This is a genomic window from Jiangella gansuensis DSM 44835 (assembly GCF_000515395.1).
Classification (GTDB): domain Bacteria; phylum Actinomycetota; class Actinomycetes; order Jiangellales; family Jiangellaceae; genus Jiangella; species Jiangella gansuensis.
On the sequence record NZ_KI911782.1, the window covers coordinates 811,532 to 826,664 of the forward strand.

The window sequence follows — 15,133 nt, forward strand, 5'->3', positions numbered from 1 at the left end:
CTCCGGCCTGGAAATGATCACGTCCACCATGGGTGCTCCCGCTCCACCAGGCATGAATGACCGGTGAAGCGGGAGCGCGCCTGGTGGTCGGCCCACCGACGTGATCAGCCGGCGTCCAGCGCCTTGAGCATCCGCTTGAGCGCCACCTGCCGGTAGGAGGCGTCCAGGAGTTCGCCGACCTCGTCCCAGTCGACATCCGCCGCGGTGAAGTCCAGGGCCAGCCAGCCGCTCGGGCCGAAATAGGCCGGGACGTAGAAGCGCGCGTCGTCGAGCAGTGCCGGCCGGTCGTCCGGGTCCGGCTTGAAGATGACCGCGAACGGGTGGTCGTCGTGCCCCCCGAACACGGCGAAGATCTTCTTCCCCGCCCGGAACGTCGGCCGGCCCCACGCCTCGACCTCGACGGCCTCTGGGAAGCGCAGGCAGGCCGCCCGCAGCTCGGCCAAGTACAGGTCGTCGTCGCGATACATCCGCGGGTGCGCCATGGGCCAACGCTAGCGGCCACAGCCCGTTCCGGTCCGCGTCCGATTCTTTCAAGACCGACACGTGCAACGGGCCGTAGCGTGACTGCCATGACACAACCACGTTTCGCTTCCATCGAGTTCGCGGTGGCCGACATGGGCCGGTCGCTGCGGTTCTACCGTGACCTCGGGCTGGCGGTTCCCGACGGCGCCGAGAGCGCCCCGCACGCCGAGATACCGCTCGCGCCGGGCGTGAAGCTGCTGCTCGACACCCACGAGTCGCTCGCCTCGTTCGTCCCGGACTACACGCCGTCGGAGGATGGCGGCGCGAGTCTCGCGTTCGACTGCGGCGACCCCGCTGGGGTGGACGAGGCCTACGCGAAGATGGTGGCCGCCGGGCACCCGGGCCACCTCGAGCCGTGGGACGCCCCCTGGGGGCAGCGCTACGCGGTCGTCCTCGACCCGGACGGCAACGGCATCGACTTCTACGCGGCCCTGCCGCCTGCCTAGAGTCCCGGCGACGCCGTCGACGAGCGCCAGTCGCGGAAGCCGATGACGATGACGCGCATCTCGCGGCGGGCGTCGTCCTTGATCCGCTCCTCGAGGTCGGGGCGCGCATCGGGCAGCGCGACGACGTCTTCGGCGTGGGAGACCATGTTGCGGACGAACAGCCGTGCCACCATCTGCACGTCGTCGACGGTCCAGGTCCGGATGTGCGGCAGGCGCGCGAGCACGATCGCCAGCTCGTTGACGAACAGGTCGAGTTCGTGCTGGATCGCCTGGCGTACGGCCGGCGATCCGCCGACCCGTTCCCGGGCGACGAAGCCGAAATGGCCGCGATTCTGCTTGACGGCTTCGACGAGGATCTCCGCCGACGCGTCGATGATGTTGTCGTAGACGTCCGGGTCGCGCTGGGCGTCGCGGATCATCCGGCGCAGTGTCGTGAACGACCGCTCGACCAGCGTGAGGCCGAGCTGGTCCATCGAGCCGAAATGGCGGTAGAACGCGGTGGGTACGACCCCGGCGTGGCGAGCGACCTGCCGCAGGCTGATCTGCGCGAACCCGTATAGCTCGCTCAGCTCGAGAGCGGCGTGCAGGAGCGTCTCACGAGTGCGTTCCTTCTGGGCCTGTCGCGTAGCGGCCGGGGCGGGCATGGCTCCGAGCATAGCTGCCGACTTTCGGTGAACGCGCGTTCTGCTGGTGCGCGAGGTCACAGCCGGCTTCCATTGCCATTCCTGCTCAGCCGGCCCACGATATGAGTGCACGCCTGTTCACTGAACGAGGGAGGTCGTCATCGGCGTCATCCGCCGGATGCTCGGCTCGCGGGCCGTGGCGGGGTTGACCTCACCTCACTCGGTCGATCACTACCTCGAGCAACTGCACCCGATGCTCACCGTCTCGTTGGTGCGAGCCCGGGTCGTGGACGTGATCCACGAGACCGCGCGGGCCAGCACCGTCGTGCTGCGTCCCAACGGGGCATGGGCCGGGTTCCTTCCGGGGCAGCACGTACAGTTCGGGGTGGAGGTCGACGGCACACGACGGGTCCGCTGCTTTTCGGTCGCAAGCTCACAGGCGCGGCGGGACGGCATGTTCAGTGTGTCGGTCAAAGCGCATCCGGACGGCTACGTGTCGCAGTTCCTGCATCGCCACCTGCGGCCGAAGACCATCGTGTACCTGTCCCAGGCCGAGGGCGAGTTCGTGCTCCCGGCGCCGGTCCCGGACGACCTGCTGCTGCTCAGCGGGGGCAGCGGCATCACGCCGGTGATGTCGATGCTGCGCACGCTGCGCGACACCGGCCACCGCGGCCGGGTGACCTTCCTGCACTACGCCCGTTCCCGTCAGGACGAGATGTTCGCCGACGAGCTGGACGAGATCGCCGCAGCCATGCCACGGACGCGGATCGTCCGCGTGTACACCCGCGAGCCGGCGGACGGCGTGGAACCTGCGGGCCGCTTCTCGGCCGGCCACCTCGACAATCTCGGCATCGAACCCGCCGGGACGCTGACCTACGTCTGCGGGCCGGCCGGGCTCATCTCCACGGTGCGAGAGGTCTACGACAGGCTCGGCGCCGCCGACATGCTGCGGGCCGAGTACTTCAAGGTGCCGAGTGTCGACGTCGACGCCGCCGATGCCACCGGCACGCTGACGTTCGACGACAGCGGCGTCAGCGCCGGCAACGACGGCTCGACCATCCTGCGGCAGGCCGAGGCCGCTGGCCTGACGCCGGCCTACGGCTGCCGGATGGGCGTCTGCAACACCTGCGCGGTCAAGAAGAACCACGGCGCCGTCCGCCACGTCATCAGCGGCGAGGTCGGCGCCAACACCGACGAGACCATCAAGATCTGCGTGAACGTGCCGGTCGGCGACGTGAGCGTGGCGTTGTGAGGAGCGAACCATGTCCAGGCGACGTAAGTACGCACCGATCGAACCGCTGAGCGCGTCGACCCACAACCAGGCGCCGCAGCCGCTGGTCGGTACGGACTCCGAAGAGCGCTCCAACATCGGTCTGGAGTACATGACGTACGAGGAGCTCGAGCGGTTCGGGGACGAGCTCGACGGCGTGCGTCAGCGTGTACTCGACGACCTCGGGCAGGCCGACGCTGACTACATCCGACGGGTCATCAAGGTGCAGCGCGCCTTCGAGGTGCTGGGCCGCGTCGGCCTGTTCTTCCCGTTCTACTGGCCGGTGTTCGTCGCCGGCATCGCGTTCCTGGCCCTCTCCAAGATCTTGGAGAACATGGAGATCGGCCATAACGTGATGCACGGCCAGTACGACTGGATGAACGACCCGATGGTCGACGGCAAGCGCTACGAGTGGGACATCGTCGCACCGGCGCAGGACTGGAAGCACGGCCACAACTACATCCACCACACGTACACCAACATCCACGGCATGGACCGGGACATCGGCTACAACCTGCTCCGCATTGACGACGGCCAGCCGTGGTACCCCAGCCACCGGTTCAATCTTCCCATCGCGTTCATGCTCATGCTGGTGTTCGAGTGGGGCGTCATGTACCACGGCGTCGAACTCGACGAGTACCTGGCCGGAAAGATGTCCAAGGAGGAGTTCCAGGCCCGGAAGCGGCGGGCGTTCCGCAAGATCCGCCGCCAGCTGTTCAAGGACTACCTGCTGTACCCCGCGCTCGCGCTCCCGCTGGTGCCGTTCACGTCGTGGTGGGTGCCGCTGGCCGTGCTGGGCGGCAACGTGATCGCCAACGTCATCCGCAACATCTGGGCGTTCAACGTCATCTTCTGCGGCCACTTCCCGGCCGACGTGCAGACCTTCGCCAAGCAGGACGCCGAGAACGAGACCCGCGGCCAGTGGTACCTGCGTCAGTTGCTGGGCTCGGCCAACATCAGCGGCAGCCGGCTGTTCCATGTGATGACCGGCAACCTCAGCCACCAGATCGAGCACCATCTGTTCCCCGATATCCCGGCGCGCCGCTATCCCGAGGTGGCTCACGACGTTCGCCGGCTGGTGGAGAAGTACGGCCTGCAGTACAACACCGGCCGGCTGTCCAAGCAGCTGCTCAGCGTGGCGCGGCAGCTGGCGACGCTGTCGGTCAAGCCGGACGACCCCTACCTGGTGGGCAACAGCCCGGAGTCCAAGGCACTGCGCAGAGCTCAGCGCGAGCGGCAGCGCGCTCAGTGATGGCCGAGTACACCTGACATGGAGACTTCTTGAGCAGTCTCGACGACCAAGCGAAGCTAGGTGTATCCGGCCATCACGTTGGTGGCAGGCGGCTGATTGGTGGGAGGCCGCCGAGTGCGCTGTGGCGTCGTCGAGTGTTGTAGTACTCGATCCAGGGGTCAAGAGCCGCGGCGCGTTCGGTGTTGCTGGTGAAGACCTGCCGGTAGGCCCACTCGGTCTGCAGGGTGCGGTTGAACCGTTCGACCTTGCCGTTCTGCCACGGGCAGTGCGCCTTGATGAACCTCTGCCCGATGTCCAGCTCCTTGCAGACCTGGCGCAGCGAGTACCGGTATGCCCAGGCGTTGTCGGTGATCAGGCGTTCGATCCGGGGGATGCCGTGTGCGGCGAAGTAGCCGGCTGCCCGTGCGAGGAAGGCCGCGCAGGTCGGGCCCTTCTCGTCGGGCAGGATCTCTGAGTAGGCCAGCCGGGAGTGGTCATCGACGAGTGAGTGCACGTAGTCGAACCCGACCCTGGTCGTGCGGTTGCGGGTGGCTTCGCGGTTCTCCCGGCCGTGGGCGCGCCAGCCGCCGCCGTCGGGGATCTTGCCGATCTTCTTCACGTCCATGTGGACCAGCTCGCCCGGGGCGTCGCGCTCGTAACGCACCGTCGTGGTCTTCGACGCCCGGATCACCTCACCCGTGAGCGGGTCGCACTCGCGCAGGTAGGGCACGTCGTGGCGGCGCAGGATCCGCGACACCGTCCGCGCCGGCACCCCCAGCTCGGGACCGATCCAGTCCTGCCCGCGGCGTTCGCGCTGCCGAAGGTCGATGACCTGCTGTTCGATCGCCTCGCTGGTCCGGCGCGGAGACGAATGTGGACGCGAGGAGCGGTCGTGCAGGCCGGCCACGCCCTCGGCGGCGTAACGATCCAGCCAGGACTTCACACACTTGCGGGAGATGCCCATCGCCTTGGCGATGTGCGCCTGCGCCCAACCGGCGCGGTGACGCTCAACGATCAACAGCCGGCCCTGGAACGTGGTGCGGGCGTTACGGTGAGACACGAGAGCCCTCCGGATGGGTCGTGCAGCCTTCGACAAGCCACACCCCACCCGGGGGCTCTCACCTGTTCAACCCGACACGCCCGCTACCAACCTCTTGGCCGGGTACAGCTAGGCGGCCACCAGCGACGAGATGGTGGCGCCCGCGAGCGACCGCACCTCGCGGGAGAAATGGGCCTGGTCGGCGTAGCCGCTGGACACCGCGGCCAGCGCCGACGGCGTTCCGGCGCGGCTGAGCTCCAGCGCGCGATTCATGCGCAGGATGCGTGCCAGCGTCTTCGGCCCGTAACCGAACGCGTCCACGCTGCGCCGGTGGAGCTGGCGGGCGCTGAGCCCCACCTCGCCTGCGACGGTGTCGACCCGTACGCCCTGCCCGAGCCGACGCGCCACGTGCGCGACGACGCCGTCGGGCGCCGGGTTCGCGATCAGCCGCGCCGTCGCGACGTCCTCCAGCACACCGGCCGGATCAGGGGCGCCGGCCAGCCGCTCGGCCAGCCGGCGGACGTCGGCGTCCGGCCACAGCTGGTCCAGCGGCACCCGTTGGTCGCGCAGCAGATGCGCCGGCGTACCGACGACCCGCGGGCCGAGCCCGGCGCCCAGCCGCAGCCCGACGAACGGCGTGCCCGGTTCCCACGACGCGAGATAGGCGACGGTGTCGGGCCCGGCGACGACCACGCGGCCGTGGATCCACAGCAGGTCGAGGCAGCCGTCGGGCAGCACCCGGTGCTGCTGGGCCGTCGAGACGGTGGACGACCACGCCACCGCGTCGTGGATGGCCGTCGGTCGTTCGGTGTACACGCTCTCCGGTCTACCACCTCGCGGTGACAGACGCCGATCAGCGACGGAAGAGTGCGCGGTAGGACCGCGGGGTCAGGTCTTTCAGCTCGCGGAATCGCCGGTTGAAGTTGGACAGGTTCCCGAACCCGCAGGCGGCGGCGATGTCGGCGACGGCGCGGTCGGTGTCGGCGAGCAGCCGGCAGGCCGCGCCGACCCGCAGTTCGGTGAGGTAGGCGGTGAATGTCCGCCCGGTCGCACGGCGGAAGAAGCGGCTGAACGCTGCAGAGGAGAGGTGAGCGACCGCGGCGACGTCGTCCAGCCGGATCGGGTCCGGGTAGTGCGCGTGCAGGAAGCCGAAGACCTCGTCCATACGCCGGCTGCTGTCGGGCCGCAGCGCCCGGTAGCCGGGGCTGGCCAGCTGACGGCCGGGCCCCCGCTCGGCCAGCCGGACGAGGGCGTCCAGCAGCGAGAGCGTGCCGGCGGCGCCGTCGGACGACGTCAGCTCGACCAGCCGGAGGGCGAGCTCGTCGCTGACGGTCAGCTGCAGCCCGTGGTCGGCGCCGGTGAGCAGCCCGCCGACGGCGCCGAACTCCGGGGCCTCGAACAGGCCGGTGCCGAGGAAGTCGGGCCGGAAGTGGATCACGGCGGCCTCGTGCCGGCCCGGTGCGGCGGACACGAACGCGTGTGGGACACCGGAGCCGAGCAGCGTCAGCTGGCCGGGTTCGTACGGCTCGATGTTGTCGCCGACGTAGCGCGTTCCGGTGCCCGCGGTGATCAGGGTCAGCTCGATCTCCGGGTGGAAGTGCCAGCTGAACGGGAAGGCGCGGCTGCGGTGCAGGTGTCGTTTCCACGACAGCCCGCCCGTCGTGCCGACGTGTTCGAACGCCGCGTGCATGGGTGCTGAGGATATCCCGGCACATACTGTGTGACGGAGTACTGCCGCTGGATGGCGCCGATGTGGGCATGAGAGTACCGGAAGTCGTCATCCAGGATGTGGTGGCGAGGGTGCGGCGCCCAGCACCATGTGAAGCGGGCGCCCATCCCGTAGACCCACACCGTCCGCTGGAGGACACCGATGACCACCACCTCGCCGACCGCGCTCGACACGCCGTACGACATCAGCCCGGACCAGGTCGCAGCCTTCGACCGTGACGGGTTCGTGCACCTCACCGGCGTGCTCGACCCGAACGTCGTGCGTCAGTACGAGCCGGAGATCACCGACAAGGTCATCGAGCTGAACACGATGCACCTGCCGATGGAGGAGCGTTCGACCTACAACAAGGCGTTCCTGCAGGTGGGCAACCTGTGGAAGCACAGCGAGACGGTGCGCGAGCTGGTCTTCTCGACCCGGCTGGCCAAGATCGCCGCCGATCTGCTGGGCGTCGAGGGCGTTCGGCTCTACCACGACCAGGCGCTGTACAAGGAGCCCGGCGGCGGCATCACCCCCTGGCACGCCGATCAGTACTACTGGCCGTTCAGCAACGACCGGTGCTGCACGATCTGGTTGCCGCTGCAGGAGACGCCGCTGGAGATGGGGCCGCTGTCGTTCGCCGCCGGCAGTCACCGCTTCGAGTTCGGCCGCGACCTGCCGATCAGCGACGAATCCGAGGCGGCGCTGCAGGTGGCGCTGGCCGAGCAGGACCTCCCGGTGGTGACCGAGCCGTTCGCCCTGGGCGACGCCAGCTTCCACCTCGGCTGGACTTTTCACCATGCCGGCCGGAACGTGGCCGCCGACCCGCGCCGCGTGATGACGGTGATCTACATCGACGCCGACATGGTGGTGGCCGAGCCGACCAACGAGCACCAGGCCGGCGACCTAACGGCATCCTTCCCGGGTCTGCGCCCCGGTGACCTGGCCGACAGCCCGCTCAACCCGGTGCTCTACCGGCCCTGAGGGCGCCGCAGCATCAGGGAGTTGACCTCGTCGTAGGACAGGCGCGTCTCCACCGCGGTGTAGGTGCCGGACTCGAACAGCTCACGGGCGGCCTGGCGGGCGACGGCGTAGGCCGCGCCCGTCACCGCCGACCCGAGGCTGACCCGGGCGACGCCGAGCGCGGCCAACTCGGCCACGGTGGGCGAGCCCGGTCCGGCCAGGATGTTCAGCGGCGCGTCCACCTCCGCGACCAGGCGGGACACCGTCGGCGCGTCGACCACGCCGGGGACGAAGATGCCGTCGGCGCCGGCGGCGACGTACGCCCGGGCCCGTTCCACCGTCTCGGCGAACCGGCCGGCAGGGTCGCCGACCGCGCGCAGGTAGGTGTCGACCCGGGCGTTGAGATAGATCGGCACTCCGGCAGCGTCCGCCGCGGCTCGGGCGGCGGCCAACCGGTCGGTCTGCTCGGCCGCCGGCCGCAGCGCGGCGTCGTCGTCGGGGTGCACGTCCTCGATGTTGACGCCGACGGCACCGGCCGCGAGCACCCCGTCGATGGTGGCCGCGACGTCGTCGGGGGTGGCGCCGAACCCGCTCTCGAGGTCGGCCGTCACGGGAACGTCGACGGCGGCGGCCACCCGCGCCACCAGGGCGAGCACGCTGTCGCGGTCGAGGTGGTCGCCGTCGCCGGCACCGAGACTCCACGCCACGCCCGCGCTGGTGGTGGCGACGGCGGACGCTCCGGCAGCCTCGACGAGGCGAGCGCTGAGCGGGTCCCACGCGTTGGGCAGCAGCACCGGTGTGCCCGGCTGGTGCAGGGCGGTGAACCGGGCCGCCCGGTCGCGAAGAGTGGTCATGCCGGGCAGTACATCACCCGCCACCGACAGCGGGGCGTGCTGCCGCCTGTCGCTCCAGGGCGGCGGCCAGCCGCGCGGTGTCCTCGAGCACGTAGTCGTCGACCATTCGGCCCCAGCGCAGGCGGACCCACTGGACGCCTTCGTTCGTGTAGGCGCTGCCGTCGGCCAGCGTGGCGGAGATGGTCAGCCGGACCACCACCGTGGTGTTCCAGGGCCAGCCCTTCACGACGATGTCGGCGGGCCGCAGCCGCAGGCCCGGCAGGTTCTCCTGGGTCTGCTCGAACCAGCGGGCGAAGGCGTCCCGCCCGCGCAGTTCGGCGCCGTACGGCGGGTCTCCCACGAACCGGAACCGCACGTCGGGCGCCGCCAGGGCCACCGCGAGCTGGAAGTCCCCGGTTTCGGCGATGCGGTCCCATAGCCGCCGCACCTTGGCTCGCACGATCCGGTGGTACACCGTGGTTCCTCTCGCTCAGCAGATCACTTGCGATTAGCAAGTGATAATGGGATCAGGCTAGTCACTATGACTTGCGATCCGCAAGCGACTACGCTGTGACCTCGTGGACAGAGATCGCTTCGCCGGTATCGCCTGTTCGGTCGCGCGGGCCGCGGGGGTCGTCGGCGACCCCTGGGCACTACTGGTCCTGCGCGACCTGTTCCTCGGGCTCACCCGCTACGACGAGCTGCGCCGCGACCTCGGGGTGGCCACCAACGTCCTGGCCGACCGGCTCGACCGGCTGGTCGCAGCCGGGCTGGTCACGCGCGAGGCCTACCAGGAGGCGCCGGTCCGGCACGAGTACCGGCTCACTGACGCCGGCCGGGACCTGTACGGCGTCGTCGTCGCGCTGATGGCCTGGGGTGACCGGCACCTGGCGCCGGACGGTCCGCCGATGCGGCTGATCCACGACGACTGCGGGCACCCGACAGTCCCGACGGTGACCTGCGACCAGTGCGGCGGCGTGCTGACCGACGCCACCGTCAGCGTGCGTCCCGGACCGGGTGGCCGGAACGCTCCCGGAACCGCCGTCGTCGCGGAGCGGTTGGCGGGTAGCGTGGCACCGTGACCGCGCAGCCATTCGTCATCGTCGGTGCCGGCCTGGCCGGCGCCAAGGCGGCAGAGGCCCTCCGCGAGCAGGGCTACACCGGTCCCGTCGTCCTCATCGGCGACGAACCCGACCTCCCGTACGAGCGGCCGCCGCTGTCCAAGGACTACCTGACCGGCAAGGCCGAGCGCGACGCCGCGTTCGTCCACGACGCCGACTGGTACACCGACCACGACATCGACCTGCGCCTCGGTCAGGCGGTCGTCGAGATCGACCCCGACCGGCGCACCGTCACCCTCGCCGACGACACCAGGGTCGGATACGCGCGGCTGCTGCTGGCCACCGGCTCCAGCGCGCGGCCACTGCGAGTGCCCGGCGCCGACGCCGACGGTGTCCACTATTTGCGCCGCCTCGGCGACTCCGACCGGATCAAGGCGGCCATCGCCTCGTCCGAGCGCATGGTCGTCATCGGCGGCGGCTGGATCGGGCTGGAGGTGACGGCCGCGGCCCGCGAGGCCGGCGTCGACGTCACCGTCGTCGAGTCCGGCGACCTGCCGCTGGCAGGCGCGCTCGGCCCGGAACTTGCCCGCGTCTTCGCCGGCCTGCACACCGAGCACGGGGTCACCCTGCGCACCAACGCGCAGGTCGAGCGGTTCACCGTCGACGGCTCCCGGGTCAGCGGCGCGGTGCTGGCCGACGGCACCCAACTGCCCGCCGACGCCGTCGTCGTCGGTATCGGCGCGGCACCGAACCTGCACCTCGCCGCGGCCGCCGGGCTCCGCGTGCGCCGTGGTGTGGTGGTCGACTCCGCGCTACGCACCAGCAATCCCGACATCACCGCAGCCGGGGACATCGCCGAGGCCGACCACCCGCTGCTCGGTCCCGGCGTCCGGGTGGAGCACTGGGCCACCGCGCTGAACCAGCCGGCGGTCGCCGCGGCCACCATGCTCGGCCGCGACGCCGTCTACGACGAGCTGCCCTACTTCTTCACCGACCAGTACGACCTCGGCATGGAGTTCCACGGCCTGGTCACGCCGGGCGGATACGACCGCGTCGTCTACCGCGGCGACGTTCCCGGCCGCGAGTTCATCGCGTTCTGGCTGCGTGACGGCCGGGTGGTCGCGGGCATGAACGTCAACGTGTGGGACGTCGGCGAACCGATCAAGGCGCTGATCCGCTCCGGGCAGCTGGTCGACGAGGTCCGGCTCATCCACCCGGACGTGCCGCTCGACCAGATCCTGGAGTCCGAGGAGACTCGGTAGGCGGCCATGCGCGACATCACCGCTCGGCGACTGTCCCGCCTGCACATCGCGCTGTATCGAGCCAGCCGTGGGTTGCTGGGCCGGCGGCTGGTGCGCAACGACATGCTGCTGCTCACCACGACGGGGTCACGCACCGGCCGGCGACACACCGTCCCGCTGCTCTACCTGCACGACGACGAGAAACTGGTGGTCATCGCATCCTGGGGCGGCCGACCCCGGCATCCGCAGTGGTACACCAACCTCGTGGCGAACCCCCAGGTCACGGTGCAAGTGCGCAGCAGCCGGTGGCGGGCGCGGGCCCGCACCGCCAGCCCCGACGAGCGCGCGGTCTGGTGGCCGCGGGTCCTGGCCGCGTACAAGGGCTACCGCCTGTACGAGTCCAACACCGACCGCGTCATCCCCGTGGTGTTCCTGGAGCCCCCGTCCCCTTGATCATCAAGGGTTGACCCGACTATGGCCGTATCAACTCTTGATGATCATGGGAGGCTGGGGTGTCATGGCACATTCCTACGTGGTGACCGGAGGCGGCCGCGGCGTCGGCCGGGCGGTGGTGGAGCGGCTGCTCGCCGACGGCGGCGTCGTCGTGGCCATCGAACTGGACCCGCAGGCGCTGACCTGGGTGGACGATCACCCAGCCGGCTCCCGGGTGGCCGCGGTAACCGGTAGCGCGGCCGATCCCGCCGTCGCAGAACAAGCCGCCGACCTGGCCATGACGGCCGCGCCGCTGGCCGGCTGGGTCAACAACGCCGCCGTGTTCCGCGACGCATCGGTGCACACGACCGATGCCGCCGAGCTCTCCCGGCTCATCGCGCTGAACCTGGACCCCGTCGTCGTCGGGTGTACGACGGCGGTGCGGCGGTTCATCGCGGCCGGGACGGGCGGCGCGATCGTCAACGTGTCCTCGCACCAGGCCCAGCGCGCCGTACCGGGCTGCACCCCGTACGTCACTGCGAAAGCGGCCATCGAAGGGTTCACCCGAGCGCTCGCGGTGGAGTACGGGCCGCGCGGCGTGCGCACCAACGCGGTGGCTCTGGGTTCGATCGCGACCGAACGCTACGCCGCGTTCCTGAACGGGCTGGACGACGCGGCGGCCGCGGGCGTGGAGGAGCAGATGCGCCAGCTGCACCCGGTGGGCCGGGTGGGGCGGCCGGACGAGGTGGCCGCCGTGGTCGCCCACCTGCTGTCGGACGAGGCCGGCTTCGTCAACGGCGCGACCGTGCCGGTGGACGGCGGCCGTGCCGCGCTGGCCCAGGACCCGGAGACGCCCGGCTGACGCGGCCGCTCACATGTCGGCCGGATCCATCACCCGGCGCACCTCGACCACGTTGAGCCGTGCCTCCGGGAGCATGGCGGCGATCTGCGCGGCCCGCTCGGCCGAGCGGCACTCGACCAGGTAGTAGCCCGCCAGCACCTCCTTGGCCTCGGTGAACGGTCCGTCGGTGACGGCGGTCGCGTCATCGCGCACCCGGACCGTGCGCGCCTCGGCCGTGGTGAGGCCGGCGCTCGCGACGAACTCACCGGACTCGCGCAGCTGCGCCGCGAGGTCGCGATGCGCCTGCATGTGTGCGTCGTACGCCTCACCGTAGACCTGCTGCCAGGTCTCGTCGTTGCCGTATATGAGCAGCATGTACTTCACGAACAGTCAGCTTAGGGGCGGGCACCGACACCCGTTCCTAAACTGGAGGTCGTGGCCCGATCCAACAGCACCGTGGTGGTCATCGCAGGCGAGGACGCCGGGCGCGTCGTCGCCGGGCTCGACGGGCTGGCCAACGTCCGCGCCGTCGCCGACGCCGGGGCCGTGCCCGCCGCCGTCGCGCAGGCACATACGGCCTACGTCGTGCACCCCTTCGACCCGCTCGCGGACGTCGCGGCCGCGTGGGCGGGGTTCTTCGACGGCACCGCACCGGCGGGCACGCTCGAGGTGGCGGTCGACGCCGCGCTGAGCGGGCTGCGCACCGACGCGATCACACTCCCCGACTACTACGTCGTCCTGGACCCCGACCTGCTGGGCGAGACCGCCAAGCACTGGTGGTTCGGTGTGCTGGCTGGTGCGTCGCCGAACCGCGTCGTGCCGGCCGCGGCCACTGTAGGCGCCGTCCGCGATGCGCTGTCGGCGCTGCCGGCGGGCCGCTGGTGGCCCAACCCGCCGGACGCATGGCTGCGTGGTCTCGACCATGTGGTCCCCGACCGGGCCGGACTGCCGACGACCTGACGACGGCGCCGGGCTCGCCTGATCGCCGCTGGCGGCGCCGGGCTCGCCTGATCGCCGCTGGGGCCGCCGGGCCGCCGGGCCGCCACCAGGATTCCTCTCGCCGCACCATGCCCACATGCCTGGTGAGGCGTGCACACCCATGCCGGACGTGATCGTTTGGGCCGTCGCGATCGGACCGCTCGCGCTGGCTATTGCCGGCCTTCGTCGGCGCCCCGCCGGACCGGCGGCACCGCCGCCCCGCCGGACCGGCGGCACCGCCGCCCGCCCGGGCAGCGGGTCCGACCTGCTGTCCGGCCTGTGGGGCCGCCGTGCTGTCCGGCCGGCGCTGACCGCAATAGCAGGCAGCAGCCCTCGATAGCCGCAACCGCGTCCGGCGGGCAGATCCGTCCTCCCGGCACGGATCGCGCTATCGATGTCGGACACTGCGATCAAAGTCCGCCCAGCCCGGCCCCGACGACGGCCTCTGATGCCGGTACCCACGGTGACGCCGCGCGCGGCCGGCACACCGGGCCACCCCAGGCGAACTCCCGCACCACCAGGCAAGCATCCATGGTGAAGCGGGAAGACCCATGGTGGACGTGATCATTTCGAGCTCAATTGACAAATTGAACTGTCAATTGGGAGGATGCGGTATGGCTGTTGGTGGCATCACCTATCTCGATCACCCGGACGAGGTGCGTTCGGCGCTGTCGCCGGTCCGGCGCGAACTGCTCGCCCGGTTGCGCGAACCCGCGTCGGCCACGCAGCTGGCCGCGGCGTTGGGGTTGCCGCGACAGCGGGTGAACTACCACCTGCGGGTGCTCGAGTCCGCCGGCCTGGTCGAACTGGTCGAGGAACGGCCGCGCCGGGGTTGTGTCGAGCGCATCCTGCGGGCCAAGCCGGGTTCCTTCGTCGTCGATCCCGCGGTCATGGATCGCGATCGGGACGATGACGACGACACCGCGGCCCGTTTCACCCACATCCAGGACCAGTACGCCGCGGAGCATCTGGTGGAGGTCGCCGCGCGGACGGTCCGTGACGTCGCCCGCATGCAGAGCGCCGCCGACTCCACCGGCAAGCGGCTGCTCACGTTCACCATCGAGGCCGACGTGCGGTTCGCCGCGCCCGGCGATGTCCACGACTTCACCGACGAGCTGGCTCAGGCGGTCCGCGAGACGGTGGCCCGCTTCGACACCGCCGGTGGCCGGCCGTATCGGCTGGTCGCCGGTGGCCATCCGGAACCCAGCGGAGGGAGACAGCGCTGATGAACTCCGACCACACGCCCACGATCCGGGTCACCGTCGCCGCACCGGTCGACGAGGTCTGGCGGGCACTGCGCAGCAAGGACCGCATCCGGCACTGGCACGGCTGGGACTCCGACAGCCTGGACGCCGAGATCGACCTGATCTACTTCACGCACTTCGTCGAGGACGCTGACGCGCTGACGTTGAGCGTCCAGGAAGGCGACCAGATCGTCCTCGAACCCGACGGCGATCGAACCCGCATCACGCTCACCCGGGCGCCCCGCGGGGTGAGCCCGGAGTGGGACGCGTACTACGACGACATCACCGAGGGCTGGACGACGTTCCTGCAGCAGCTGCGGTTCCACCTGGAGCGGCAGCCGCGGGCCGACCGTCGCACGGTCTTCGTGGCCGGCCACCCGAGCAGTGGTGCCCGGGTGGTCGAAGCGCTCGGGTTGTCCGGCGCCGCCGGCCTGCCGGAAGGGTCCGGGTACAGCGCGTCGGTGCTGGGCGAGCCGCTCAGCGGCGAGGTCTGGTTCCGGTCGGAGAACCAGGTCGGGTTCACCGTCGACGGCTGGGGCCCGGGGCTCCTGGTGCTGACGCAGACGCCGGCCGACGGCGGCGCGGACAACGCGACGGCGGTGCTGAGCACGTTCGGCCTGGACGACGCGCGGTACACGCTGCTGGCCGAGCGGTGGACGGCCTGGTGGGCTGGGCGCTACCCGGCCGCCGCGGATGTTTGACTG

The 15,133-nt window shown here is 70.6% G+C and carries 19 protein-coding genes; 11 read left to right on the plus strand and 8 right to left on the minus strand.

Going from position 1 to position 15,133, the window contains the following annotated elements; genetic code table 11:
- Positions 1 to 104: 104 nt before the first annotated feature.
- Positions 105 to 482 carry an MmcQ/YjbR family DNA-binding protein gene (locus tag JIAGA_RS0104145; RefSeq protein WP_211239501.1) on the minus strand — a complete coding sequence of 126 codons (378 nt, stop codon included), beginning with the start codon at positions 480 to 482 and terminating at the stop codon, positions 105 to 107.
- A gap of 87 nt (positions 483 to 569) precedes the next feature.
- Between JIAGA_RS0104145 and JIAGA_RS0104150 the strand changes: the two genes are divergently transcribed.
- Positions 570 to 968, plus strand: a complete 399-nt coding sequence (locus JIAGA_RS0104150) for a VOC family protein (protein WP_026874684.1) — start codon at positions 570 to 572, stop codon at positions 966 to 968.
- Here JIAGA_RS0104150 and JIAGA_RS27485 read toward each other — a convergent pair.
- The gene (locus JIAGA_RS27485; RefSeq protein ID WP_051426580.1) at positions 965 to 1,612 is read right to left on the minus strand and encodes a TetR family transcriptional regulator; all 648 of its coding nucleotides are present in this window, start codon (positions 1,610 to 1,612) and stop codon (positions 965 to 967) included. The genes JIAGA_RS0104150 and JIAGA_RS27485 overlap by 4 nt on opposite strands.
- Before the next feature lie 157 nt (positions 1,613 to 1,769).
- Here JIAGA_RS27485 and JIAGA_RS0104160 point away from each other — a divergent pair, with 157 nt between their 5' ends.
- Complete coding sequence (locus JIAGA_RS0104160; RefSeq protein WP_051425691.1) at positions 1,770 to 2,843, plus strand: ferredoxin reductase; 1,074 nt, start codon at positions 1,770 to 1,772, stop codon at positions 2,841 to 2,843.
- A 130-nt stretch (positions 2,844 to 2,973) separates the two neighbouring features.
- A complete protein-coding gene (locus tag JIAGA_RS27490; protein WP_051426581.1) occupies positions 2,974 to 4,113 on the plus strand; it encodes a fatty acid desaturase family protein in 1,140 nt (379 codons plus the stop codon).
- Positions 4,114 to 4,186: 73 nt separating this feature from the next.
- Here JIAGA_RS27490 and JIAGA_RS0104170 read toward each other — a convergent pair whose 3' ends face one another.
- The 3 genes from JIAGA_RS0104170 to JIAGA_RS27495 all read right to left on the minus strand — a co-directional run bounded on the left by JIAGA_RS0104170 (position 4,187) and on the right by JIAGA_RS27495 (position 6,821).
- Positions 4,187 to 5,152, minus strand: a complete 966-nt coding sequence (locus JIAGA_RS0104170) for an IS481 family transposase (protein WP_084469459.1) — start codon at positions 5,150 to 5,152, stop codon at positions 4,187 to 4,189.
- 108 nt (positions 5,153 to 5,260) lie between these two features.
- Positions 5,261 to 5,947, minus strand: a complete 687-nt coding sequence (locus JIAGA_RS0104175) for a helix-turn-helix transcriptional regulator (protein ID WP_026874687.1) — start codon at positions 5,945 to 5,947, stop codon at positions 5,261 to 5,263.
- A 37-nt stretch (positions 5,948 to 5,984) separates the two neighbouring features.
- On the minus strand, positions 5,985 to 6,821 hold the full coding sequence (locus JIAGA_RS27495) for a helix-turn-helix domain-containing protein (RefSeq protein WP_051425693.1): 837 nt from the start codon (positions 6,819 to 6,821) through the stop codon (positions 5,985 to 5,987).
- Positions 6,822 to 7,001: 180 nt separating this feature from the next.
- Between JIAGA_RS27495 and JIAGA_RS0104185 the strand changes: the two genes are divergently transcribed.
- Positions 7,002 to 7,820, plus strand: coding sequence for a phytanoyl-CoA dioxygenase family protein (locus tag JIAGA_RS0104185; protein ID WP_026874688.1), 819 nt, complete (start codon positions 7,002 to 7,004; stop codon positions 7,818 to 7,820).
- Here the strand turns inward: JIAGA_RS0104185 and JIAGA_RS0104190 are convergent.
- Entirely contained in the window at positions 7,808 to 8,653 is an 846-nt protein-coding gene (locus JIAGA_RS0104190) for an isocitrate lyase/PEP mutase family protein (RefSeq protein ID WP_026874689.1), read from the minus strand. The two genes, JIAGA_RS0104185 and JIAGA_RS0104190, sit on opposite strands and share 13 nt — an antisense overlap.
- Before the next feature lie 13 nt (positions 8,654 to 8,666).
- A complete protein-coding gene (locus JIAGA_RS27500; protein ID WP_051425695.1) occupies positions 8,667 to 9,107 on the minus strand; it encodes a nuclear transport factor 2 family protein in 441 nt (146 codons plus the stop codon).
- Positions 9,108 to 9,210: 103 nt separating this feature from the next.
- On the opposite strand from JIAGA_RS27500, the gene JIAGA_RS0104200 reads away from it, so the two are divergent.
- The 4 genes from JIAGA_RS0104200 to JIAGA_RS0104215 all read left to right on the plus strand — a co-directional run bounded on the left by JIAGA_RS0104200 (position 9,211) and on the right by JIAGA_RS0104215 (position 12,228).
- Positions 9,211 to 9,714, plus strand: coding sequence for a winged helix-turn-helix transcriptional regulator (locus tag JIAGA_RS0104200; protein ID WP_026874690.1), 504 nt, complete (start codon positions 9,211 to 9,213; stop codon positions 9,712 to 9,714).
- Positions 9,711 to 10,955 carry an NAD(P)/FAD-dependent oxidoreductase gene (locus JIAGA_RS0104205; protein WP_026874691.1) on the plus strand — a complete coding sequence of 415 codons (1,245 nt, stop codon included), beginning with the start codon at positions 9,711 to 9,713 and terminating at the stop codon, positions 10,953 to 10,955. The genes JIAGA_RS0104200 and JIAGA_RS0104205 overlap by 4 nt, the downstream gene beginning before the upstream one ends.
- Before the next feature lie 6 nt (positions 10,956 to 10,961).
- Positions 10,962 to 11,387 (plus strand): nitroreductase family deazaflavin-dependent oxidoreductase, encoded by a 426-nt coding sequence (locus tag JIAGA_RS0104210; protein ID WP_026874692.1) that lies wholly within the window; start codon positions 10,962 to 10,964, stop codon positions 11,385 to 11,387.
- 64 nt (positions 11,388 to 11,451) lie between these two features.
- Positions 11,452 to 12,228, plus strand: coding sequence for an SDR family NAD(P)-dependent oxidoreductase (locus JIAGA_RS0104215; RefSeq protein WP_026874693.1), 777 nt, complete (start codon positions 11,452 to 11,454; stop codon positions 12,226 to 12,228).
- 9 nt (positions 12,229 to 12,237) lie between these two features.
- On the opposite strand, the gene JIAGA_RS0104220 is transcribed toward JIAGA_RS0104215, so the two are convergent.
- Positions 12,238 to 12,582, minus strand: a complete 345-nt coding sequence (locus JIAGA_RS0104220) for a YciI family protein (RefSeq protein ID WP_245597250.1) — start codon at positions 12,580 to 12,582, stop codon at positions 12,238 to 12,240.
- A 60-nt stretch (positions 12,583 to 12,642) separates the two neighbouring features.
- On the opposite strand from JIAGA_RS0104220, the gene JIAGA_RS0104225 reads away from it, so the two are divergent.
- From JIAGA_RS0104225 to JIAGA_RS0104235, 3 genes are all read left to right on the plus strand, one after another.
- Positions 12,643 to 13,167, plus strand: a complete 525-nt coding sequence (locus tag JIAGA_RS0104225) for a hypothetical protein (protein ID WP_026874695.1) — start codon at positions 12,643 to 12,645, stop codon at positions 13,165 to 13,167.
- 632 nt (positions 13,168 to 13,799) lie between these two features.
- Complete coding sequence (locus JIAGA_RS0104230) at positions 13,800 to 14,411, plus strand: ArsR/SmtB family transcription factor (RefSeq protein ID WP_035812076.1); 612 nt, start codon at positions 13,800 to 13,802, stop codon at positions 14,409 to 14,411.
- Positions 14,411 to 15,130, plus strand: a complete 720-nt coding sequence (locus tag JIAGA_RS0104235) for an SRPBCC family protein (RefSeq protein WP_035812079.1) — start codon at positions 14,411 to 14,413, stop codon at positions 15,128 to 15,130. The genes JIAGA_RS0104230 and JIAGA_RS0104235 overlap by 1 nt, the downstream gene beginning before the upstream one ends.
- Positions 15,131 to 15,133: the final 3 nt, after the last annotated feature.

Excerpts from the sequence above, each read along its gene's own strand:
- JIAGA_RS0104145 (WP_211239501.1), bottom strand. The coding sequence starts at position 482 with ATGGCGCACCCGCGGATGTATCGCGACGACGACCTGTACTTGGCCGAG.
- JIAGA_RS0104150 (WP_026874684.1), top strand. The coding sequence starts at position 570 with ATGACACAACCACGTTTCGCTTCCATCGAGTTCGCGGTGGCCGACATG.
- JIAGA_RS27485 (WP_051426580.1), bottom strand. The coding sequence starts at position 1,612 with ATGCCCGCCCCGGCCGCTACGCGACAGGCCCAGAAGGAACGCACTCGT.
- JIAGA_RS0104160 (WP_051425691.1), top strand. The coding sequence starts at position 1,770 with ATGCTCGGCTCGCGGGCCGTGGCGGGGTTGACCTCACCTCACTCGGTC.
- JIAGA_RS27490 (WP_051426581.1), top strand. The coding sequence starts at position 2,974 with ATGACGTACGAGGAGCTCGAGCGGTTCGGGGACGAGCTCGACGGCGTG.
- JIAGA_RS27495 (WP_051425693.1), bottom strand. The coding sequence starts at position 6,821 with ATGCACGCGGCGTTCGAACACGTCGGCACGACGGGCGGGCTGTCGTGG.
- JIAGA_RS0104185 (WP_026874688.1), top strand. The coding sequence starts at position 7,002 with ATGACCACCACCTCGCCGACCGCGCTCGACACGCCGTACGACATCAGC.
- JIAGA_RS0104190 (WP_026874689.1), bottom strand. The coding sequence starts at position 8,653 with ATGACCACTCTTCGCGACCGGGCGGCCCGGTTCACCGCCCTGCACCAG.
- JIAGA_RS0104210 (WP_026874692.1), top strand. The coding sequence starts at position 10,962 with ATGCGCGACATCACCGCTCGGCGACTGTCCCGCCTGCACATCGCGCTG.
- JIAGA_RS0104215 (WP_026874693.1), top strand. The coding sequence starts at position 11,452 with ATGGCACATTCCTACGTGGTGACCGGAGGCGGCCGCGGCGTCGGCCGG.
- JIAGA_RS0104220 (WP_245597250.1), bottom strand. The coding sequence starts at position 12,582 with ATGCTGCTCATATACGGCAACGACGAGACCTGGCAGCAGGTCTACGGT.
- JIAGA_RS0104230 (WP_035812076.1), top strand. The coding sequence starts at position 13,800 with ATGGCTGTTGGTGGCATCACCTATCTCGATCACCCGGACGAGGTGCGT.
- JIAGA_RS0104235 (WP_035812079.1), top strand. The coding sequence starts at position 14,411 with ATGAACTCCGACCACACGCCCACGATCCGGGTCACCGTCGCCGCACCG.